Raw genomic sequence first — 21007 nt, 5'->3', positions numbered from 1 at the left:
GGTCGGGGGATCGGGAATCACAGTCCCAGGCTCTTGCTGATGATTTCGCGCTGGATCTCGTTGGTGCCGCCGTAGATCGTCGGTGCGAGGGATCGACGCACCTGCTCCTCCATCCCGTATTCGCGGGTGTAGCCGTAGCCGCCCATCATCTGCATGGCTTCGAGGGTGGTCTTCTTCGCGATCTCGGTGCACTTGAGCTTGGCCATCGAGCCCTCACGGTTGAGATTGTCCTCCTCACCGGCGTCGATGCGTTCGGCGACCTCGTAGACGAAGGACTTCGCGAAGGCGATCTCGGTGGCGAGGTCGGCGATGCGGTGACGGATCGCCTGGAAACTGCCGACCTTGCGACCGAACTGCTCGCGTTCGGTGACGAACGCGATGACGTCGTCGAGCGCGCGTTCGGCCGCACCGAGCGACATCGTGGCGATGATGAGCCGCTCGACGCTCAGGCCGCGCATGAGGTGGCGCCACGCCTGGTTCGGAGTGCCGACCACTGCGGTGACCGGGACGGCCACGTCGGTGAAGTAGAGGTCGTTGCAGGTGCGGGCCTCCATGGTGGCAATACCGTGGATCTCGAGGCCCGGAGTATCGGTGGGCACCATGAACAGGGTCAGACCCTCGTGCTTGGAACCGGAGGAGTCGGTGCGGGCGAGCAGCAGGACGTGCTCGGCGACGTGGGCTGCGGAGATCCACGTCTTCTGGCCGTTGATCACGTAATGGTCGTCGACGAGTTCGGCCTTGATGCGGACGCCGCCGAGGTCGGATCCCGCCCCGGGCTCGCTCAGGGCGATCGCCTCGAGCTTGCCCGCGGCCATATTCGAGACGATCGTGCGCTTCTGCTCCTCGGTCCCGTAGCGCAGGTACGTCTGGGCGGCGGTCAGGCCGGTCGAGTAACCGGTGATGGGGGCGAGGCCGCGAGAGGTCTCCTCAAGGAAGATGCACTCCTCGATCATCCCGGCGCCGCCACCGCCGAATTCCTCGGGCAACGACACCGCGAGCCAGCCGAGCCCCGCAAACTTGTCGAGGATGACCTGGCTGTTGGCCACGGTGCCGTCCGCGGTGAGAGCATCGCGTTGTTGAAGAGTTTTGCACTCGGCGTCGCAGAACTCGCGGACCGCGAGTGCAAACTCCTGTTGTTCTCGGCTGAAGCGCATGTCGACAACTGCTCTCTGTGAAGGACCGGGGAGGACGACAGAATCGGGAAGGTAGGTCACCGGGCGGCGGGACGGTGGTGTCCCGCCGCCCGGGAGCTGGGGGCGGTCAGGCGCCGCGGAACTTCGAGAAGTCGGGCTTGCGCTTCTCGTTGAACGCGCTGATGCCCTCGAGTGCCTCGGCGGACTCACCGAACAGCTTGAGCGTGGAGTAGGCCATGTTGCCCTGGGCGATGAAGTGCTCGGTGTCGGCGTTGAGCGACTGCTTGAGCACCTTGAGCGAGGTGGGGGAGAGCTGCAGGATCTCGTCGGCCCACGCCCGGACCTCGGCGCGGAGCTGGTCGGCGGGCACGACCTTGTTGACCAGACCCCATTCCAGGGCCTGCTGGGCGCTGTAGCGGCGGCACATGAACCAGATCTCCCGCGCCCGCTTCTCGCCGATGGCGCGGGCCAGGTAACCGGTGCCCAGGCCGGCGTCGAAGGATCCGACCCGCGGGCCGTTCTGTCCGAAGATGGCGTGCTCGGCGGCAATGGACATGTCGCACAGCAGGTGCAGCACGTGTCCGCCGCCCACGGCGACACCGTTGACGGCGGCGATGACGGGCTTCGGGGTGTCCCGGATGACACGGTGCAGGGCCTCGACCTCGAACAGGCCGCTGTCGGACGGGCCGTAGTCACCGGTCTCCATGCGCTGCTTCTGGTCGCCGCCCGAGCAGAAGGCCTTCTCGCCGGCGCCGGTGAGTGCGACGGCGCCGACCTCCGAGCTGCCCCAAGCCGCCTTGAAGGCCTTGACGAGCTCGTCGACCGTGCGGGCGCGGAAGGCGTTGTAGCGATCCGGCCGGTTGATCGTGATCCAGGCGAGCCCGTTGTCGACCTCGTACGTCACGTCCGTGAATGCGGTGAAATCAGTCATCGACCTGCTGGTCCCTTCCTGCTCTGGTGGCTCGCCGTCGCCGCGAGAACAGGTCGCGGGGACGGGGTCGTCGGGTTTGGTCCGACCGTATGACAAATGTATCCGCGTTAACGATCGTTTTCAAGGGGTGGGTTGCGAGCTGCGGCCCGAGGCCGAGGGGGGGGAACCGCGCAGTATGCCCACGGCTGAACCGGGGCGGAGGACGATCCCGGTCGAATCCTCGCGGGAGTTACCTGCAGGAATCGACATTCGCGACCGGTTCGAGGTGCGTCGCGGGGGACCGACCGACCGTAGGGTTCGCTCGTCGCTGTGCTCCCGACCGGGCGCGTTCCGCCATGCCCTCATCCACGGAGAATGAACTTCATGGAATTCGACGTCACGACACTGCACGCCCGCTACGCGGATCAGCGTTGGAATCGGATGGCCGTGGGCGACCTGCTCGACCGGCGGGTCTGGCCGCCGGCGAACGCGTTCTGCTCTACTACGCGAACTCCGTCGAGGCTGTGGTGACGATGTTCGGTATCGCCAAGGCCGGTCTCGTCGTGGTGCCGGTCATCGACCGGCTCGATTCCGCCGCGACCTGATCCCCATCACTCCGCACAGCGGCGCCGGCCAGCCGACCTCCTCGGTGGCCGCGAGTTCCCGATCGACTGCCTCCGCGACGTCCGGGGCGAACGGAACGACGCGCCGGGTGGTGAGGTCGACATGGGGTGCGACGACCTCGAGTGTGTTCGCCAGCGCCTCGGCCGTGTCGTCGACGAGCAGGGCTATGCCGTGGATGATCTTGTCGGAGCGTTCGACGACCCGGAAGTAGGCCGAGATTCGGTGGCCGACGTGCACTTCCGCGTAGTACTTCAGGTGATGCTCCGCGGTGAAGAAGCCCTGCCTGCGTGTGGCCCGGTAGTCGTCGGTGAGACCGATCCTGCGGAACGCGGTGTCGATCGCTTCGGCACCCAGATCCAGGTAGTGCCGGATGTTCATGTGACCGTTGGCGTCCTCGAAGTCCGGCGGGACGACGAACGGGCCGTACTCGCGAGGAAGACGAACGACCTGGTCGTAGGTGGGCAGGGTGACGGTGGCGGTCATCGGTCTCCTGACGGGTGCATCCTGACGGCGGTCGGTTGCCGGCGCGTCCATGCCTTCGAGGCGCGACCGTCGGCATGCGCCGTCCCTGTCGCTCGGCCCGCGTCGCACGGCCGGAAGCGTTCCCGCAGTATAACGATCGTTCACACATCGTGCTAAACTCGGCGAGTGGACAGGAGCCGGAAGATTCTTGACATCGCCGCAGAACTGTTCTACGAAAAGGGATTCCACGGAACGAGCGTTGACGAGCTGGGTGCTCGTGCGGGACTCACCGGGCCGGCGATCTACCGGCACTTCTCCGGCAAGGACGAAATCCTGGCCACCCTGTTCGACGAGGCGATGGACGAGCTGATCCGCGCCGCGGAGCCCATGGACGAGGACGCCGACAGCGACTTCGAGCGTCTGGTCCGCCATCATGTCGAGTTCGCGATCCGGCACCGACACCTGGTCAATGTGACCCAGCGTGAAGACCGGTCACTCGTGGACCCCTGGCGCCGCAAGGTCAATCGCCGGCGCAAGCTCTATGTCGGCTGTTGGGAAACCGCGGTGGCCCGGTGTCTCCCCCGGGCGACACCGGCGGAGGTCGCCGTGGCGACCCAGACCTGCCTGGGCACGATCTTCTCGATCGCCTACTGGCCGACCAAGGTCAGCCGCACCCCCGGGCTGGCCGACCTGATCGTCCGTCTCACGAACGAGGGGCTCGACGCCTTCCGTGGCTGACCACCGTCGCTGCCCGACTCCCTGGGGCCGATGCTCGTCGGCGATCGGCGCGGTGGTCGGCGAGGTGGTTCCGCCGCCGAACGATCACGTTGTCACGGCGCTCGTATCTTTGTCGTCCAGGTCGGCTTCACCGACGAACTGCGCTGCGAGGCGGTGTGTGCGGAGTCGGATCCCGAGGTGCGGCGATCAGCTCTCGACGAGCAGCTTCCGCACGGCGGCGGCGTGCTCGACGGATGCCTCCATCGAGGTTGCGGCGGGGATGAGCGTGATGCTGTCCGCTCCTGCGTCGACGAACGGGCGCAGCCACTCGGCGACCTGTTCGGGCGTGCCGGCCGGTGCCAGGTGCCGGAACTTGTCCCGGGGAAGGTGGTAGAGGGCCTGCATCTGCTCGCCCACCAGGCGGTCGGCCGTGGCGGCGTCGTCGTCGAGTCCGCACCACACGTTGACTCCGAAGGTGCTCAGCGTGCGGTTCTCGCGGGCGGCAGCGTCGAGAATCGCGGTGCGTGTCTCGCCGAATCGGCGGGGCGTCGAAAAGATGGCGAGCCATCCGTCGCCGTACTTCGCGGTTCGACGGATCGCGGCGTCGCCTCGGCCGCCGATGACGATCGGCACGGTCGGTTGGGGCGCGGGCAGGATCCGGGCACGGTCGAGGGTGAAGAACTCTCCGGTGTGGGTGACCTCTTCGCCGGACAACAATGCCCGGAGAACCTCGAGTGTTTCGTCCAAGCGGCGACCCCGGGTGCGTGGGTCCACTCCGGAGTTGGAGATCTCCGATCGGTCCTCGCCGCCGACTCCCGCGCCGAGGATCAACCGCCCTGGGGCGAGCTGCGCGATGGTCGAGATCTGTCGAGCTGCGAGCATCGGATGCCGCAACCCAAGCAGGTAGACGCCGATGACGACGGAGAGCGTGTCGTGGGCTGCGAGCACCGAGGTGGCGGAGACCGTCCCGTCGAAGCCGGTACCGCCGTGGAAACTGATGTGATCCCCGACCGTGATGTGGTCCAACCCGGCATCGGCGACGGACGCGAGCAGTCGTCGCCGGGCGAGCGGGTCGGGAACCAGTATGGAATCTGTGATCGACAAACCGACTTGGACGGTCACGCGACCCCCTTCCGAAGTATTGGACTGACCATAGGTCCGAAATCGTCGAGTGGCAAGAGGGCGCCTCGCGGGTGTCGATCGACGTGTCGATCCCCGGCTCGGCATCAGCGCGGTTCGACAGGAGCAAGCACTGCGTGCCGACCGATCGCCGTTCCCGACGCTGCGGCCGAACTTGTCCGCCCCTCCGGCATCCGCACATGGCCTGGCGTGGGCCGATTCCGAAGATGCGAGCAAGTCCGCGCGCCCCCTATTGCCTCACGTCAAGATGCGCGCGAGGTGCGCTTCGTTGACTCATTCAAGGATGCGCGCGTGGAGGAGGGCTCGACGATGGGGGTACGCCCCGGGCCGGCCTTGGCGGTGGTGAGCGTGAGCAGCTCGGCGGTCAGGGCCTGAATCTGCCGCTGGATCGCTGCCGGGTTGAGCGTGACGTAGGTGCCGGCGAGGATCGCCTTGTCCTCGGCGGTGACGGCATCGTGCCGCTCGACGCGACGATGCGGAGTGGTCGCGGTGTCGTACTTCTTGGTCACCTTCGCCCCGTCACGTACCTTCGATATCAGCTTCTGCTGCGGGCAGAAGAAGTTCGACAGACTCGATTGAAGAACCCAAATCCCGTTGAGCACCAACAACTCTGCCGATGTGTCGTAGCGGTGGTAGCCGACCACGGTCCGTACAATCGCCCAGTTCTTCTGCTCGACGTGCGCGCCGTCGTTGGAGTTGCCGGGCCGGGACCGGGTGAAGGTGATCTGCCGCTGCGCGCACCAGGCGAGCAGGTGATGGTTGATGAACTCGCTGCCGTTGTCGGAGTCGACCCCGCGGATCGGGAACGGCAGGATGCCGGCGATCTCCTCGAGGGCGGCGAGCACCCACTTGCGCGCCTTGTTCGGCACGCTCCGGTTCTCCGTCCACCCGGTGGCGATGTCGGTGACCGTCAACGTGTAGGCATGGTCGCCGACCGCGTTGCCGCCCTCGTGCCCGACCAGGTCGATCTTGCGCGTTCCCGGGCACGGCGTCGCCCCACTGCGCCCACGTGCGGATCGGGATCTGCGACTCGAGCACCCGACCCCGGCTTGGTGTGCGCTCTGCCTTTCGGATCGAGCCTGCGCCGGTCCTCGGCAAGCCGGCGGTCGATGGTCGCCGCCGACATCGACACCAACAACTCTGCGGTGGCGTCGTCGATGCTCAACTCGCCGAACCGACGCAGGATCGGCACCAGGTCCGGCAGCACCGCCGCGAGGCGCTTGCCCGCCGGCGCACCGAGCACCGCCCAGCAGAACCGCAGCGCCGCAATCACGTCGGAGCCGTACTTCGGTGATCTCGGGGTGCGTCGCCTGACCGCGGTGGGCCGCAACGCCTGCATCAACGCCTTGCGGGCGTGATTGCGGTGCCAGCCGGTCGTGGCACACAACTCGTCGAGGATGACACCCTTGGTGGCCTTGTCGGCCCGGGCGTACCGCGTCGCGATCGTCTTGGTCACGGCCTTGCGTTGACTCATCGACAGCCCCATCGTCCGGGCCTACCGCCCGGCCCAGGCCGGACACGGCAGGCGCACCGTACGCGCGCATTCTCATTTGAGGCAACGACTACCTCTACGCGCGCATTTTGGATGAGTCAACGCGCGCCCTTGACACCCTCCGTGCCCCGCCCTCAAACTGACAACGTGCGTAGTCAAACTGAGCTCGTGCCGCTCGGGCCCGACAACCTGACGTGGAAGTACTTCGGCGGCTGGCGCGGAATGGTGTTCGGGCCGTGGGCCGGATCGATGCAGAACATGCATCCCGGTCTCGGCGCGGCCGTGGAGGAGCACTCGCAGTTCTTCGACGAGCGCTGGGAACGCCTGTACCGCTCGCTGTACCCCATCTACGGCGTCGTCTTCGACGGTCCGCGCGCCCCGGAGACCGCCGCCCAGGTGCGCGGGTACCACGACACGATCAAGGGCATCGACAAGCAGGGCCGGCGCTATCACGCCCTCGACCCCGACACCTTCTACTGGGCGCACGCGACGTTCTTCTACAGCCTCGTCGTCTCGATCGAATGGTTCGACGGCCCGCTCCCGCTCGCCGACAAGCACCGGCTGTTCGACGAGCACGTGCAGTGGTACCGGCTCTACGGGATGTCGATGCGGCCCGTCCCCGACAGCTGGGAGGACTTCCTGCGCTACTGGGACCGCATGTGCCGCGAGGTGCTCGAGGACAACAAGGCGACCCGCGACGTGCTCGACCTCTCGCACCTGGGCCGGCCGCCGTTCCTGCGGTGGATGCCCGCGAGCGTATGGGCGGTGCTGCGGCCGCCGGTGACCCACGGGTTCCTCTGGCTGACGATCGGCCTGTACGATCCGGCGGTGCGCGACCTGCTCGGGTATACCTTCTCACGCCGGGAGCAGCGCCTGCACCGCCTCGTCGGCCGATCGATCGGGCTGGGGGAGAAGCTCGTTCCCCGGCGCTACCGCTACCATCCGCGCGCTCGCGCCGGCTGGGACCGGGCCCGGGGCCGCGTCCCGGCGGACGCACCCGTCGTGCACACCCCCGACCGCAACCTGCCGCCGGCGCACCTGTTGGACAGCCCCATGCACTACACGGGGACACACGAGACCGTGGGCAGTGCCCGGCACTGACCCGCAGCGCCCGACATCCCCGCTCGGTCTGGTGCTCGGCGCCCCGATCACCCTCGTCCTGCGGTCGGTGTCCCCGGCGCGCGGCCGCACGATCGGCCGCGTACTGCGCTCCTCGCCCGTGCACCTCGTCGCGAATCCCTTCGTCGCCCTGGCCCTCAACGTCGGCGGTCTGGCGGTTCTGTACTTCTCGCCGCTCTACGTCGCGACCACCCGGAACGAGTTGCTGCACGTGCTCGTCCACGTCCACTTCCTGCTCGCCGGCTGCCTGTTCGCGTGGGTCGTCGCCGGCCCGGATCCCGCCCCGCGCCGTCCCTCCGTGCCGGTGCGGCTCGTGGTGCTCGGTCTCGCGATCACCGCGCACGCCGTCATCTTTCAGGTGATGTACGCGGAACTGTTCGTCCAGGTTCCGGTTCCCGCGGCGCAGCTGCGGGGAGCCGGCGAGCTCATGTACTACGGCGGGGACATCGCTGAACTGCTCCTCGCCGTCGCGCTGCTGTTCACGTGGCGTCCTCGGCCGGTTCGTGACGAGACGGCACGCGCCGTCGATCCTGACGGACGTCAGCCCTTGCCGGCCCGGTCGGTCCTCTCCGTGCGCGCGCCCTCGGCGCGAAGATTCAGCACCCGCCACAACTGATTTGGTAAAGTGCAAGTAATGCACCAATGGCACGCGCTCGACACCACCGCAACGCTGGATCGTCTGGGCACCTCGCCGACCGGGCTGAGCTCGGACGAAGCGGAGCGGCGGCTGACCGAGCACGGTCCGAACGAGCTGCCGCGTCCCCCGTCGGACCGCTGGTGGTGGCGGCTGCTACGGCAGTTCCACAACGTCCTGCTCTACGTGATGCTCGGCGCCGCGGTCATCACCGCGTTCCTGCAGCACTGGATCGACACGGCGGTGCTGCTCGCCGCCGTCGTGATCAATGCGCTCCTCGGATTTGTGCAGGAGGGGCGGGCCGAATCGGCGCTCGACTCGATCCGGGCGATGCTCGCACCCCGCGCCCGCGTGCACCGGGACGGACGGATCGTCGATCTCCCCGCGGCCGACCTGGTGCCCGGCGACGTCGTCCGGCTCGTCTCCGGAGACCGGGTGCCCGCCGACCTGCGGTTGATCCGCGTGCGCGAACTCCGAGTCGACGAGGCGGCCCTGACCGGGGAATCCGTCCCGGTGGACAAGACGTCCCGCCCGGTGCACGCGGACAGCGAACTCGGGGACCGCCGGTCGGCCGCCTACGCCGGAACCGTTGCCGTGTTCGGGCAGGGTGACGGCGTGGTCACCGCCACCGGTGTCCACACCGAACTCGGCCGCATCAATGCCCTCCTCGCCGGAATCCCGAAGACCACGACGCCGCTGCTGCGGCAGATCGGCCGGTTCGCCCGGTGGCTGGCCGTGGTCATCCTGGTCGTCGCTGCGGCGACGTTCGTACTCGGAATCGCGTGGCGCGGCGAATCCCCGGCGCAGATGTTCACCCTCGTCGTCGCGCTCGCCGCCTCGGCCATCCCCGAGGGGCTGCCGGCGATCATGACGGTCACCCTCTCGCTCGGGGTGCAGCGGATGGCCCGGCGCAACGCGGTGATCCGGCGACTACCGGCGGTCGAGACGCTCGGTTCGGTCACCGTGATCTGCTCCGACAAGACCGGCACGCTCACCCGCAACGAGATGACCGTGCAGAAGGTGTTGTGCGCGCACCACCGCATCGACGTCGGCGGGATCGGCTACGCCCCGGTCGGGGCGCTGACCGCCGGCGAAGGCACCGTCGCGGATCGGGCATCCGTCCCCCCGCTGGATCTGGCCGTGCGGGCCGGTGTGCTGTGCAACGACGCGCGCCTGCTCGACGTGGACGGGGCATGGCAGATCGAGGGCGACCCCACCGAGGCGGCGCTGCTCGTACTCGGACGCAAGGCGGGGCTGACTCAGCAGGACGCCGAGCACGCCTGGCCGCGTCTGGACGTCGTGCCCTTCGAATCCGAACACCGATTCATGGCCACCCTGCACCGCGCCGACGACGATGTGCACGAGCGGATCTTCCTCAAGGGCGCGCCGGAGAAGGTGCTCGCGGCGTGCACCCATCAGCTCGAGAAGGACGGCTCGCGGACCGTCGTCGACACGGCCTACTGGAGCACCCGCGCGACGGAGACCGCCACGCAGGGACTGCGCGTGCTGGCCCTGGCCTACCGGGACCGCGACGCCGTCGGTGCCACCCTCGACTTCGAGGACGCCGAGCACGACTTCACCCTGCTCGCGCTTGTCGGGATCATCGACCCGCCCCGCGAGGAAGCCGTCGTCGCGGTCCGCGAATGCCACCGGGCGGGCATCACGGTCAAGATGATCACCGGCGATCACGCCGACACGGCCGCTGAGATCGGCACCCAGATGGGACTGGGCATCGGCTCGCGGCCCGTCACCGGCGCCGAGATCGAAGCACTCGACGAACCTGCGCTGCGGCGCGTGGTCGCCGACACCGACGTGTTCGCCCGGGCCAGCCCCGAACACAAGTTGCGCCTGGTGCGGGCACTGCAGGAGAACGGCCACGTGGTGGCGATGACCGGCGACGGCGTCAACGACGCCCCGGCCCTCACCCGCGCCGACGTCGGTGTGGCGATGGGTGCCGGCGGCACCGAGGCCGCCAAGGAAGCCGCCGACATGGTGCTGGCGGACGACAACTTCGCGACGATCGCCGCGGCGGTGCGCGAGGGTCGCGGCGTCTACGACAACCTCAAGAAGTTCGTGCTGTTCATGCTGCCCACCAACGGCGGCGAAGCACTCGTGGTGATCGCCGCGATCCTGTTCCAGCTGACGCTGCCGCTCACCCCGGCCCAGGTGCTGTGGATCAACCTGGCCACGGTCAGCACCCTGGGCCTGGCACTCGCGTTCGAACCGACCGAGGCGTCCGTGATGCGCAGGCCGCCGCGTCCGCCCACCGAGTCGCTGTTGTCGGCGTTCTTCGTGTGGCGCGTGGCGATGGTGTCGGTGCTCATGATGGCCGGCGCGCTGGGGCTGTTCCTGTGGGAGCTGGAAGCGGGTACGACTGTGGAGGTGGCCCGCACGATCGCGGTCAACGCGATCGTCGTGGCCGAGATGTTCTACCTGATCAACAGCCGCCGCATCGAGGGCTCGGTCCTGAACCGGGAGGGGCTGTTCGGCAACCGCTACGTGCTGGGTGCGATCACCGCCTGCATCGGGCTGCAGCTGCTCTACACCTACACGTCGTTCTTCCAGACCGTGTTCGGCTCCGCGGGACTGACGCTCGTGGAGTGGGCGAAGGTGCTCGGCGTCGGGCTGACGGTCTTCTTCGTCGCCGAGGCGGAGAAGTGGGTGGTCCGCCGCATCCGTGCCCGACGTGCCGAGTCGTGAGCACGATGGACACGTCCCCTCTTCGGCACATCCTGGTCGCCACCGACCTGTCCGACGGCGCGGCCGACGCGGTGCGCCGCGCTGCACAACTCGCCCGCGAGCACCACGCGCAGCTCACCGCCGTGCAGGTCGTGCCGTCCCCGGCCGCACCGGAAACAACGCGGCGCGCGCACACTCTCCTGACGGACCATCTGCGCCGCTGCGGCGGGGACATCGAGGGCGTGGTCCGGGCCGGTGAGGTCGCCTCCACCGTCGGCGCCCTCGCCCGGGAACGCGACACCGACCTGCTGGTCGTCGGCGCGCACGGAGCCCGCCGGCTCGCCGGAGCGTTGCCGGGCAGCACCGCCGAACGTCTCGTCGGCACCAGCACCGCGCCCGTACTGGTGGTCAAGAATCCACCGGCCGGCCCCTACCGGACCGTCCTCCTGGCCGTCGACACCTCTCGTGCCGCCACCTCGGCCGCCCACACCGCCGCAGCCTGGACCCCCGAGGCCGACCACGTTCTCGTACACGTGTCCGTCGTGATGGGCGAACAACTCATGCGACTGCACGGCGCCGACGACGCCGCGCTGGCGCAGCTGCGGCACGTCAGCACCGAACAGATCCGCCTCCACCTCGACGAACTCGCCGCGACCCTGATCCCCGAGCCCGCCGACACCCGCATCGAATCCGGCCATGCGCCCTCGATGATTCCGGAGATCGGAGCCGAGCATCGCGCCGAGCTGATCGTCGTCGGAACCGGGGAGCGTTCCGCCCTCGAATACGCAGTGCTCGGCAGCGTCGCCCAGCACGTGCTGCGACACGCCACCACGGACGTCCTGGTGGTGCCGGACACCGGTGCTCGCGCCAGGTGATCGGTGCCCCGTCCGTAGCGTTGCGCCCAATGTTCCGGTGAGTGAGCACTTCTCGTGCCATCGCCCGGCGCGCCGTCACGAGAAGTGCATCGTCGGCGATCGCATCAGTCCGGGTGAGCCGCGCGCCACGCCTGCCAGACCTCGGGGCGGAGGCGGCCGCGGTCCGGCACGGGTAGGCCCTGCGTGCGGGCCCAGGCTCGGACCTCGGCCGTCGACGGCGCCGCGGTGGCGGGCGCGGCGATGCGGGCGATGGCCGGGCTCTCGGTCTCGGCCCAGACGTAGGCGGCCGCGAGATACCGGTAGGTCCACTGTTCGGCGAGTGCACGGGTGTCGCAGAACACGATCGGCACGTTCGGCCAGCGCACCTGCAGCTCGGCCAGGCCGTCGGCGACGGTCGCCGGCCGCACCCGGTCGAGCGCGAAGATCGCCGAATAGCGGTCCTCGACGACGACCGCGGCGCGCGGCAGCGCCGCCAGCTCGGCCAGTGCGTAGCGCAGGGTGCCGTTCGTCAGGCTGCCTACCAGGTCCGGAATCGATTTGCGTTCCACCGAGGCCACGAGACGCTCGTCGTGGAAGACGCCGTAGTCACCGCACGGCAGTGCCCGCTTGGTGAGGACGACCTGCTGGTCGGCGAACCGGTAGGCGTAGCGCTCGTGCGAGTCGACGACGATCGGCAGGTCGGCGACGCCCGCGGCGCGGGCGGTGGGAGTGCGCACGTTGGGGCGGGCCTGCTTGCGGGTGCGGGGGGACTGCCAGAACACGACGTCGCGTCCGCGGGCGGTGGTGTACACGATCTGTGAGCGGTTCTCGCGACCGCGGTCGAGCACCAGGTCGATCGCCGCGCCGCGGCGTGCGCACGACCGGACGGCAACGCGCTCGACGACCTCGGGGTCGTCGGGCCACTCCTCGCTCGGCACGGGGTGGCAGTACAGCGCCTTCGTGCGCGGCCAGGTGCCGGAGGTCCGGAACACCAGCCCGCCGTCGAGGGGTACGCGCAGCAGGTAGCCCAGCTTGGACGCCGGGTCGGGGTTCACCGCGATCACCATTTCCACAGCTGTCAGGTTCCCATCCAGTGGAACTGTGCGCGGAAGTTGTCTGCCGGTTCGTGCCGTCGGGGCATCATTGGCGATTGATTGATCGATTACTCAATGAAGGAGGACGCACGTGAACTGTCTGAACGGGGAGACGGCCCTGGTGACCGGGGCGGGCCAGGGCGTCGGTCGCGGCATCGCCCTCGCGCTCGCGGCGGCCGGGGCCCGCGTGGCCCTCGCCGGCCGGACGGCGGAGAAGGTCGAGAAGGTGGCGGCGGAAATCGAGGAGCGGGGTGGTCGCGCGGCCGCATTCGAGTGCGACGTCACCGATGCGGATCGCATCGACCGTCTGGTCGAGCAGGTCGTCGCGCGCTTCGGCGGACTGTCGATCCTGGTGAACAACGCCCAGACCACCGTTCACGGCCATCTGCTCGAGTTGGACGAGGAGGTCTACCAGCGGGGAATGGACTCGGGACCGACCGCCACCCTGCGCCTGATGCGGGCATGCCACTCCCACCTGAAGGGCCGGGGTTCGATCGTCAACCTGGGGTCCGCGGCGGGAGTGCGCTGGGACCCGTCCGGATACGGCGGCTACGCCGCCGCCAAGGAAGCAATCCGGGTGCTGACCCGCACGGCAGCATGCGAGTGGGCGGCCGACGGAATCCGCGTCAACGCGATTCTCCCACTCGCGAATTCACCCGCGCTCGAGGTCTGGGCGCAAGACAGCCCGGACGAGGCGCGGGCCTACCTCGACACCGTACCCCTCGGTCGTCTCGGCGACCCCGAAACCGACATCGGCCCGGCGGTGGTGTTCCTGTGCAGTCCGGCTGCGCAGTACATCACCGGTCACTCACTGCCCGTCGACGGCGGCCAGGCGCTCATGCGATGAACAGATCCACGGACGAACACCCGAAGGAGAGAAACGTGCAGATTCCCGACGTGCTCGAACCGGCCCGGCCCAGCGAACAGGTGTCCCGCTGAGCTGACACCCCGCAGCGACGGAGCGGGGAACTTCCTACGCTCGGTGTACCCGAGGAAGGAAGTGATCGGATGCAGTCGCTCGAGTGCCACACGTGTGGCAACAAGGTGCTGGTGGCGAAGTACAGCCCGGTACACACGAGCATTCAATGGACCGGACCGGCCCACGAGACGTGCCGTGAATTCGCTTCGGCGGCAATCGCGGACAAGACCACGACCTACCTGCCCCGCTGTGGGGCGCTGCACGAGTCGGTCGATCGCGCCGTGCGCGACGGCCGGCTCGTGCCCTCCCGCCGGGGCGAACCCCAGCAGATCGAACCGTAGCCGGTCCGGCGTCGCCGCACCTGGAAGCACATCACTTGGAGGACTTCATGACTGTCGAACTCGAGGCCATCGAGGTTCGGAGCGTCGAGACGGGGACCAACCCGACGCGGTATGCCCGCGGCTGGCACTGCCTCGGCCTGGCCAAGGCCTTCCACGACGGAAAGCCGCACCAGATACAGGTTTTCGGAACCGATCTGGTGGTCTTCGAGGACTCGAAGGGCGCCCTGCACGTGCTCGACGCCTTCTGCCGCCACATGGGCGGCAATCTGGCGCGTGGCGAGATCAAGGGCGACACGATTGCGTGCCCGTTCCACGACTGGCGGTGGGGTGGCGACGGTCGGTGCGCGGAAGTCCCGTACGCCCGCCGCACACCCAAACTTGCCCGGACGAAGTCGTGGATCAGCATGGAGCGCAACGGCTTGCTGTTCGTGTGGAACGATCCGCAGGGAAATCCGCCGCCGGCGGACGTGACGATCCCGGAGATCCCCGACTACGGGACCGACGTCTGGAGCGAGTGGACGTGGAACACCTTCCACGTGACCGGGTCGAACTGCCGGGAAATCGTCGACAACGTCGTCGACATGGCGCACTTCTTCTACGTCCATTTCCAGATGCCGCAGTACTTCAAGAATGTCTTCGAAGGGCACGTCGCCGCCCAGCATATGCGTTCGACGGGCCGCGACGACATCAAGACGGGTGTGCAGCTCGACCTCCCGGATTCTCAGACCATCTCGGACGCGATGTACTACGGTCCGTCCTTCATGCTCGACACCGTCTACACGGTGTCCGGGGATGTGACGGTCGAAACCAAGCTCGTCAACTGCCACTACCCTGTCACGCAGGACTCGTTCGTGCTGCAGTTCGGCACCGTCGTCAAGAAGGTGGACGGGGTCGGGGACGAGGAGGCCGCTGCGATGGCGACGATGTTCACCGAGGGCGTGGAGACGCAGTTCAAACAGGACGTCGAGATCTGGAAGCACAAGACCCGGATCGAGAATCCGTTGCTGACCGAGGAGGACGGCCCGGTCTACCAGTTGCGTCGCTGGTACAGCCAGTTCTTCGTCGACGTCGAGGACGTCACCCCGGACATGGTGCAGCGCTTCGAATTCGAGGTGGACACCACCCGTGCGCTGGAGAACTGGCAGAAGGAGGTCGACGAGACCCTCGCACGCCGGGCCTGATCGGTCGATGTGCGCACGCCCCCGTGGCCGGTCATTCGGCGCGGGGGCGGAAGCCGTCGACGAAGATGCGGGTGATCTCGCGAGCGAGATCGGCGTTGGAACGCTCCGACGTCGGTCGGTGCCACCGCGGTGCCTGCCAGACGGCATCACGGATCAGCTGGTAGAACACGTCCGGGTCGATGTCGTCGCGGAACGTCCCCTCGGCCACGCCGTCGGCGATGGCCGCCCGCCACGCTCTCTCGACCTCGTCGGCGGTCTCGGCCAGGTCGGCCTCGACGAGGCGGTCGCGCATGTACTCGCCCTCGCGCTGCCAGATCGTCGTGGCGCCGCGGTAGTCCTCCGACGTGGACAGGGCCAGCAACGCGAGTGCCTCGATCCGGTCGACCGGGGTCTGGGACTGCGCGGTGATCTCGCGACACCGCCCGCTCAGGTCGTCGATGTACTCGCGGATCAATTCGGTGACGATCGCTTCTTTGGACGGGAAGTAGTGGTAGAGCGCTCCGGAGTAGACGCCGACCTCGTCGGCGATCTCCCGGATGGTCGTCGCCGCAATCCCTTTGGACGCGAAGAGGTGTGCGGATCTGTCCAGGATCTGGCGGCGGCGCTCGTGCGGATCCATGGCACTCCTCGGGACTCGGTCGTCGGCCGGTCCATTGTGCCACATCTATTGATCAATCGATCAATGCGGTGTCACACCGCAGTTCGGGCGTTTCCGGCACGCAGGTGGGTGAAGCGCCGCCACGCGGTCAGTGCGGCCACGCGCACCGGAGCGGCCAGGGCGGTGGCGCGGATCGATGCAGACGGACCGCTGAGGGAGAGTGCTCCGACGCACTTGCCGGCCGGTCCGATCGGCGCCGCGACACAGGAGACGCCGGGCGCGGCCTCGTCGCGTTCGTGCGCGACGTGCTGCTCGCGCATGCGGGCGAGTTCGCTGCGCAACCGGCCCGGGTCGGTGACGCTGTGCGGGGTCCGGGCGGGGAGGGGATGATCGGCGAAGAGGGCTTCCACATCGTATTGCCCTTGTGCGAGAAGAGCTTTGCCCAGTGCCGTGCAGTGTGCCGGCTGCCGGCCACCCACGCGGGAGGGGATGCGCATCGAGTAGGGTCCGCCGACCTTCTCCAGGTACAGCACCTCGGTGCCCGTGAGCACCGCCAGGTGGACGACGAGGCCGGTGCGGCCGTGCAACTCGTGCATGACGGGTAGTGCGGCTCGGTGGAGGGCGTCGTTGTGCTGGACGAGGGAGCCGAGCTCGAGCATCTTCGTGCCCAGCGAGTACGCGGGTGCGTCCCGTCGGACCCAGCCGATCTCGACGAGCTGGTTCAGTAACCGGTGCGTGGACGAGCGGGGCATGCCCGTCAAGCGGGTGAGCTCGGCCAGGGTGAGCCGTTCGCTGTCGCGGAACGCCTCGAGCAGCCGGGCAGCGCGATCGATCACCGCCACCGGCACATCGTTGTGCGTCGTCACTATGCCTCCCACTGCGACAGAGGGTCCTTTACTGATCAAGCGATCAATCAATGATTGTGGTGACTCTAACAGCTCGGCGGCGGACCGTGAAGAGAAACACAGGATGGACGCGGTCGCGATGCCCATACCGATGCCGAACAGCAGCACCCACAGCACGAGCGGGAACTTCGCCGAGTGCGCGAACGCGGTGAGCACTGGCCCGGCACGTGGTGACAGCGGACGGGACGGGAATCGTCTACGACAGCCGCGGGTTCTTCGTCGCGTTCCTCGTGGCTGCCGTCGCCGCGCTCGCCGGTGCGGTGCTGGCGTTCTGGATCACGGCCGGGAGACGCGGGGAGGCGCCGCTCGCTGAACATCGGTCGTCCGTGACTGCGCAGTTGTCGTTGCCCGCGTCGGGGTGTCGTCACGACAACTGCGCAGTCGACCGGTCAGTGGGTGGCGAGCGCGACCCGGCGGCGGTCGTCGGCCTCGTCACCTGTCCGGGCGCACGATGCAGCGGAAACCGATGTGGCACGTCGACGTCTCGACCGACTCGCCCTGCCGCGCCGCCGGACGGTAGCGGAGGCAGTAGTTCGGCGCGCACAGGTGCGAGCCACCCTTGATCACGCGCCGCGGGTACGGGCCGGACTCGTCGCCGGCACCCGTACGGGGATTGCTGGGGATGCAGCAGGCGTGCGCGGGGGCGGTGTCCCGACCGTCGGCGCCGTGGTGCGCGGTGTAGTGGTCCGCCGTCCACTCCCACACGTTGCCGGCCATGTCGACCAGTCCGTAGCCGTTGGCACGGTAGGAGCCGACGGGCGAGGTCCCCACGAAGCCGTCCTCGCCGGTGTTCTCCCACGGGAAGCGGCCCTGCCAGGTGTTGGCGCGGTAGCGGCCGTGGGGAGCGAACTCGTCGCCCCACACGAACCGCGCCCGATCCAGGCCACCGCGCGCGGCGAACTCCCATTCCGCCTCGGTCGGCAGCTCCTTGCCGGCCCACTGCGCGTAGGCGAGCGCATCGAAGTGCGACACGTGCGTGACCGGGTGACGGTCGCGTCCCGCCACGGTGCTGCCGGGCCCTTCCGGGTGCCGCCACTGCGCGCCCGGCGTCCACGCCCACCAGCGGCGGTAGTCGTCGAGCGGCACCGGACCTGGCGGTGGCACGAAGACCAGCGACCCCGGCACCAGCAGCTCGGGTTCCGCGTCGGGGTAGTCCCGCGGATCGGGTGCCGTCTCGGCGGTGGTGACGTGCCCGGTGTCCTTCACGAACCGCCGGAACTCGGCGACGGTCACCGGATGCTCGTCCATGAAGAACCCGTCAACCCGGACCTGGTGCACGGGACGCTCCTCGGGATAGAACTCCTCCGACCCCATCCAGAATGTCCCGCCGGGGATCCATGCCATGTTCCTGGGCGCGGTGGAAGTTGCTGTGGGGGCAGCCATGCACTCCAGGTTCTCAGACAGGCGCGCCGAGTGGGCGGGTTGTCCCGCTGGCGGGGTACTACGCGGAGCCGACCGACCAACCTCCCTGGGGACATCACACCCAGCGCACGGCCACCATCGTGATACCGCTGGTGTCTCGAGGTCGATGCACTACCGGGGATGGCTCACGTGTCGACCGAATTCGCCTCCGGCGGGATCCGGCCCGGCAATGTTGTCGGAATCGACATCGACGGTGATCCTCGTGTCCTGTGGGGTCGAGGCCGAGACACCAGACGGAAGGGGCTGACTTTGTCAGGTGCCACGCGGTCTCGTGTTCGCCGACAGTGTGCTGCGCACTCTCGTGGGCAACCTGACGCGTCGGCTGCTGCCGCCCTGGCCGCAGTGAACGGTGGTTCGGGTGCTGGTTCAATCTCGTTCGAGTTGTGCGACAACCAGATGCAGTGCGGCCGTGGTGGTGAGGGTTCGGACCCGTTCGCGGTCCCCGGGGAAGCGGCGGGTGACGGTGTACGTCGGCCGTCCGTCGATCGCGACGCCGAAGCAGACTGTGCCCACCGGCTTGGTCTCGGTGCCACCGTCGGGACCGGCGATCCCGGTGGTGGAGACCGCGACGTCGGCCCCGAGACGGCGTCGGGCGCCCTCGGCCATCGCTGCGGCGACCTGCTCGCTCACTGCACCGTGCGTGGCGATCATCTCGGCCGGTACATCGATCAGATCGGACTTCGCGTCGTTGGAGTACGAGACGACCCCGCCCATGACATAGGCCGACGAACCGGGGCGGGCGGTGAGACGCGCAGCGATGAGCCCGCCGGTGCACGACTCCGCAGTCGCGATCAGCCGGCCGTCGAGGGCGTCGATCAGCCGGTCGTCGATGGTGGAGCCGTCGGTCGAGAAGATCTTGTGTCCATGGTGTTCGGCGAGAACATCGAGAAGACGGCGATAGACGTCCGCGTCGCCGGAAGCGAATCGGGTCACCATGTCGAGTTCACCGTGTCGAAGACAGGTGGTGATCTCGAGTCGATCCAGGCCGGCGATCTCTGCTTCGGCCCGGCGCAGTGTCTCGGCGAGTTGCGCCTCGTGCAGTCCGTAGGCGCGCACGGTCTCCTGCTGCATGTCGTCGGCTCGGGTCAGCACCTCGGCCACCGCAGGTGAGGTGATCGCGCTCGGCCACATCGCCTGCAACTCACCGGGCGGCCCGGGGAGGACGACGATGGTCGGGACCGGCCGGTCACCGGCTACTGCGGGGATCACCACGCCCGGTGCTGTGCCGGTCGGCGGTAGGGCGGTGGCACCGGTGGGGACCCGCGCCTGTTTGCGGATCCCGGTACGCGTCGGCCCTTTGTCGAGATCCGGGGTGTCCGGGCGGTAGCGGCGGATGACACCCGCGATGTGTTCCTCGAGTTCGGGGTCGAGCAGCAGGTCACGATGACAGAACTCGGCGACGGTAGCGACGGTGAGGTCGTCGGCGGTAGGGCCGAGCCCACCGCTGGTGACGATGAGGTCGACGCCCTGGTCGGCGAGGAAGCGCAGTTGTGCGATCAGGTCGGCGGGCCGGTCGCCGCAGATCGTGATGTGGGCGACGTCGACGCCGAGTGTCAGGAGCTGACGAGACAACCACGGTCCGTTCTGGTCGGCAATCCTCCCGGTCAGCACCTCGGTCCCGGTTACGACGATTCCTGCACGCACGCTCACGGCGTCGAGCCTAGTCGGCAGCGTCCCTGCTCAGCGGTGACGTCGGCGAATAAGACCGATGGGCACACTCTCGTGTCGATTTCGCATTCGATGGTGGCTATCGGCGGGAAGCCGCATGCCTCCGAGCAGCTGGCCCGCCTGACGGGCGGAGCACCTCAGCGGCGCGGTCCGTTCGTGCGTCGCACCCTGCACCGCAGCGACGTGCACCGCTGGGCGGGACGGCTGACGCAGCTGCCGACACGTGAACGGGCGAGGCTGCTGCGCGGCATCTCGCCCGCCCGGGCCCGGCAGATCCCCGCCGGTGCGATCGTCGCCGACGAGGCGATGCGCGCGCTCGACGTCGATCTGCTCGACGTGAGTCCGTGGGCACTGCGCGAGGGCGTGATGCTGCAGCACCTGGCGACGGTGACCGCCCCGGACGTCGCGTTGCCGCTGCAACCGCTCGTGCCCGCCGAGCCGGAGAAGGCGCAACTGGTGTCGTTGCCGACGGAAGCGTCGAAGCGAACGGGATTCGCGTGACGGGACGTTACTCGCGCATCATCGCCCATGTGCGCGGCCCGTCGCCGGGCAGATCCACGGCGCCGACGACGTCGAACCCGAGCCTGCGGTAGAACGCGACGTTCCGCTCCGATGAGGTCTCGAGATACGCCGGTACCCCCGCCTCGCGGGCCTCCCGGAGGCCGGGGGCGAGGACCGCGCCGCCCAGGCCCGAGCCCTGCCGGTCCGGATCGACGGCGACGGTCGCGAGGAACCACGCCGGCTCGCTGGGCCGCAGCGGGGCCAGCGCCTCGTCCGCGGCCGTCGCCGCGTCGGCCCGATCGCCGGACAGCTCGGAGACGCGCGCGGCGATGCGTGCGAAAGCTTCTGGGGTATCGGTGGATTCGGGCGTGATCCACACGGCGACGGCCGTGGCGTCGTCGGACACCCACACTCGCCCGCAGCGCAGACCGATCTCGGTCAGGTACAACCGCTGCAACTCCTCGACGCGGTGCAGGTGGTCGCGGGCGTCGACGGTGTGGCGGGTGAAGGGATAGTCCGCGAAGGCGCGCACCAGGGTGCGGGTCGCGCGGTCGACGTCGGTGGGTTCTGCAGGGCGGATCTCGGTCATCGCGCCGAGCGTAGATGCCGGCCTG

20 protein-coding genes and 1 pseudogene are annotated in these 21007 nt (G+C 68.6%); 10 read left to right on the top strand and 11 right to left on the bottom strand.

Annotated features, from left to right (window positions below):
• Positions 1 to 17: 17 nt before the first annotated feature.
• Complete coding sequence (locus OEY_RS0107920; RefSeq protein ID WP_010593348.1) at positions 18 to 1154, bottom strand: acyl-CoA dehydrogenase family protein; 1137 nt, start codon at positions 1152 to 1154, stop codon at positions 18 to 20.
• Between the two features lie 106 nt (positions 1155 to 1260).
• Positions 1261 to 2064, bottom strand: coding sequence for an enoyl-CoA hydratase-related protein (locus tag OEY_RS0107915; protein ID WP_010593347.1), 804 nt, complete (start codon positions 2062 to 2064; stop codon positions 1261 to 1263).
• A gap of 410 nt (positions 2065 to 2474) precedes the next feature.
• Between OEY_RS0107915 and OEY_RS30450 the strand changes: the two genes are divergently transcribed.
• Entirely contained in the window at positions 2475 to 2648 is a 174-nt protein-coding gene (locus OEY_RS30450; RefSeq protein WP_202637488.1) for an AMP-binding protein, read from the top strand.
• Here the strand turns inward: OEY_RS30450 and OEY_RS0107905 are convergent.
• A complete protein-coding gene (locus OEY_RS0107905; RefSeq protein WP_010593346.1) occupies positions 2617 to 3150 on the bottom strand; it encodes a thioesterase family protein in 534 nt (177 codons plus the stop codon). The genes OEY_RS30450 and OEY_RS0107905 overlap by 32 nt on opposite strands.
• A gap of 165 nt (positions 3151 to 3315) precedes the next feature.
• Between OEY_RS0107905 and OEY_RS0107900 the strand changes: the two genes are divergently transcribed.
• Positions 3316 to 3867 carry a TetR/AcrR family transcriptional regulator gene (locus tag OEY_RS0107900; RefSeq protein ID WP_010593345.1) on the top strand — a complete coding sequence of 184 codons (552 nt, stop codon included), beginning with the start codon at positions 3316 to 3318 and terminating at the stop codon, positions 3865 to 3867.
• Positions 3868 to 4053: 186 nt separating this feature from the next.
• Here the strand turns inward: OEY_RS0107900 and OEY_RS0107895 are convergent, their stop codons facing one another.
• Both OEY_RS0107895 and OEY_RS29720 read right to left on the bottom strand, forming a co-directional pair.
• A complete protein-coding gene (locus tag OEY_RS0107895; RefSeq protein ID WP_010593344.1) occupies positions 4054 to 4968 on the bottom strand; it encodes an LLM class flavin-dependent oxidoreductase in 915 nt (304 codons plus the stop codon).
• Positions 4969 to 5228: 260 nt separating this feature from the next.
• Positions 5229 to 6472, bottom strand: a pseudogene (locus OEY_RS29720) (integrase catalytic domain-containing protein).
• Positions 6473 to 6646: 174 nt separating this feature from the next.
• Between OEY_RS29720 and OEY_RS0107880 the strand changes: the two are divergent.
• From OEY_RS0107880 to OEY_RS0107865, 4 genes are read left to right on the top strand one after another with little or no spacing between them, the layout of a single operon-like run.
• Complete coding sequence (locus OEY_RS0107880; protein ID WP_010593341.1) at positions 6647 to 7579, top strand: oxygenase MpaB family protein; 933 nt, start codon at positions 6647 to 6649, stop codon at positions 7577 to 7579.
• Positions 7566 to 8213, top strand: coding sequence for a cytochrome c oxidase assembly protein (locus tag OEY_RS0107875; protein WP_010593340.1), 648 nt, complete (start codon positions 7566 to 7568; stop codon positions 8211 to 8213). The genes OEY_RS0107880 and OEY_RS0107875 overlap by 14 nt, the downstream gene beginning before the upstream one ends.
• Before the next feature lie 18 nt (positions 8214 to 8231).
• Positions 8232 to 10931, top strand: a complete 2700-nt coding sequence (locus tag OEY_RS0107870; RefSeq protein ID WP_010593339.1) for a cation-transporting P-type ATPase — start codon at positions 8232 to 8234, stop codon at positions 10929 to 10931.
• A gap of 5 nt (positions 10932 to 10936) precedes the next feature.
• Positions 10937 to 11785: a universal stress protein gene (locus OEY_RS0107865; RefSeq protein WP_225223195.1), complete on the top strand. Its 849-nt coding sequence runs from the start codon at positions 10937 to 10939 to the stop codon at positions 11783 to 11785.
• 104 nt (positions 11786 to 11889) lie between these two features.
• Here the strand turns inward: OEY_RS0107865 and OEY_RS0107860 are convergent, their stop codons facing one another.
• Positions 11890 to 12837 carry an ERCC4 domain-containing protein gene (locus OEY_RS0107860; protein WP_029539940.1) on the bottom strand — a complete coding sequence of 316 codons (948 nt, stop codon included), beginning with the start codon at positions 12835 to 12837 and terminating at the stop codon, positions 11890 to 11892.
• A 112-nt stretch (positions 12838 to 12949) separates the two neighbouring features.
• On the opposite strand from OEY_RS0107860, the gene OEY_RS0107855 reads away from it, so the two are divergent.
• The 3 genes from OEY_RS0107855 (at position 12950) to OEY_RS0107840 (ending at position 15299) form a co-directional block, all read left to right on the top strand.
• A complete protein-coding gene (locus OEY_RS0107855; RefSeq protein WP_010593336.1) occupies positions 12950 to 13705 on the top strand; it encodes an SDR family NAD(P)-dependent oxidoreductase in 756 nt (251 codons plus the stop codon).
• Positions 13706 to 13866: 161 nt separating this feature from the next.
• The gene (locus OEY_RS0107845; RefSeq protein ID WP_010593335.1) at positions 13867 to 14118 is read left to right on the top strand and encodes a hypothetical protein; all 252 of its coding nucleotides are present in this window, start codon (positions 13867 to 13869) and stop codon (positions 14116 to 14118) included.
• A gap of 47 nt (positions 14119 to 14165) precedes the next feature.
• The gene (locus tag OEY_RS0107840) at positions 14166 to 15299 is read left to right on the top strand and encodes a Rieske 2Fe-2S domain-containing protein (protein ID WP_010593334.1); all 1134 of its coding nucleotides are present in this window, start codon (positions 14166 to 14168) and stop codon (positions 15297 to 15299) included.
• Positions 15300 to 15330: 31 nt separating this feature from the next.
• Here OEY_RS0107840 and OEY_RS0107835 read toward each other — a convergent pair whose 3' ends face one another.
• The 4 genes from OEY_RS0107835 to OEY_RS0107815 form a co-directional block, all read right to left on the bottom strand.
• Positions 15331 to 15918, bottom strand: coding sequence for a TetR/AcrR family transcriptional regulator (locus tag OEY_RS0107835; protein WP_010593333.1), 588 nt, complete (start codon positions 15916 to 15918; stop codon positions 15331 to 15333).
• A 71-nt stretch (positions 15919 to 15989) separates the two neighbouring features.
• Positions 15990 to 16763 (bottom strand): IclR family transcriptional regulator, encoded by a 774-nt coding sequence (locus tag OEY_RS0107830; RefSeq protein WP_010593332.1) that lies wholly within the window; start codon positions 16761 to 16763, stop codon positions 15990 to 15992.
• Between the two features lie 471 nt (positions 16764 to 17234).
• Entirely contained in the window at positions 17235 to 18146 is a 912-nt protein-coding gene (locus OEY_RS0107825; protein ID WP_029539939.1) for a formylglycine-generating enzyme family protein, read from the bottom strand.
• Between the two features lie 444 nt (positions 18147 to 18590).
• A complete protein-coding gene (locus tag OEY_RS0107815; RefSeq protein ID WP_029539938.1) occupies positions 18591 to 19874 on the bottom strand; it encodes a competence/damage-inducible protein A in 1284 nt (427 codons plus the stop codon).
• Between the two features lie 72 nt (positions 19875 to 19946).
• Here OEY_RS0107815 and OEY_RS0107810 point away from each other — a divergent pair, with 72 nt between their 5' ends.
• On the top strand, positions 19947 to 20393 hold the full coding sequence (locus OEY_RS0107810; protein WP_237658121.1) for a Ppx/GppA phosphatase family protein: 447 nt from the start codon (positions 19947 to 19949) through the stop codon (positions 20391 to 20393).
• Positions 20394 to 20400: 7 nt separating this feature from the next.
• Here the strand turns inward: OEY_RS0107810 and OEY_RS0107805 are convergent, their stop codons facing one another.
• Positions 20401 to 20982 (bottom strand): GNAT family N-acetyltransferase, encoded by a 582-nt coding sequence (locus OEY_RS0107805; protein WP_010593328.1) that lies wholly within the window; start codon positions 20980 to 20982, stop codon positions 20401 to 20403.
• Between the last annotated feature and the right edge of the window lie 25 nt (positions 20983 to 21007).

Source organism: Rhodococcus sp. P14, from assembly GCF_000256505.1.
GTDB classification, from domain to species: Bacteria; Actinomycetota; Actinomycetes; order Mycobacteriales; family Mycobacteriaceae; genus Rhodococcus; species Rhodococcus ruber.
This window is presented reverse-complemented; position numbering and strand designations above follow the sequence as displayed.

Coding starts and splice junctions, on each gene's coding strand:
- OEY_RS0107920 (WP_010593348.1), bottom strand. CDS start 1,154: ATGCGCTTCAGCCGAGAACAACAGGAGTTTGCACTCGCGGTCCGCGAG.
- OEY_RS0107915 (WP_010593347.1), bottom strand. CDS start 2,064: ATGACTGATTTCACCGCATTCACGGACGTGACGTACGAGGTCGACAAC.
- OEY_RS0107905 (WP_010593346.1), bottom strand. CDS start 3,150: ATGACCGCCACCGTCACCCTGCCCACCTACGACCAGGTCGTTCGTCTT.
- OEY_RS0107870 (WP_010593339.1), top strand. CDS start 8,232: ATGCACCAATGGCACGCGCTCGACACCACCGCAACGCTGGATCGTCTG.
- OEY_RS0107865 (WP_225223195.1), top strand. CDS start 10,937: ATGGACACGTCCCCTCTTCGGCACATCCTGGTCGCCACCGACCTGTCC.
- OEY_RS0107845 (WP_010593335.1), top strand. CDS start 13,867: ATGCAGTCGCTCGAGTGCCACACGTGTGGCAACAAGGTGCTGGTGGCG.
- OEY_RS0107840 (WP_010593334.1), top strand. CDS start 14,166: ATGACTGTCGAACTCGAGGCCATCGAGGTTCGGAGCGTCGAGACGGGG.
- OEY_RS0107835 (WP_010593333.1), bottom strand. CDS start 15,918: ATGGATCCGCACGAGCGCCGCCGCCAGATCCTGGACAGATCCGCACAC.
- OEY_RS0107825 (WP_029539939.1), bottom strand. CDS start 18,146: ATGGCATGGATCCCCGGCGGGACATTCTGGATGGGGTCGGAGGAGTTC.
- OEY_RS0107805 (WP_010593328.1), bottom strand. CDS start 20,982: ATGACCGAGATCCGCCCTGCAGAACCCACCGACGTCGACCGCGCGACC.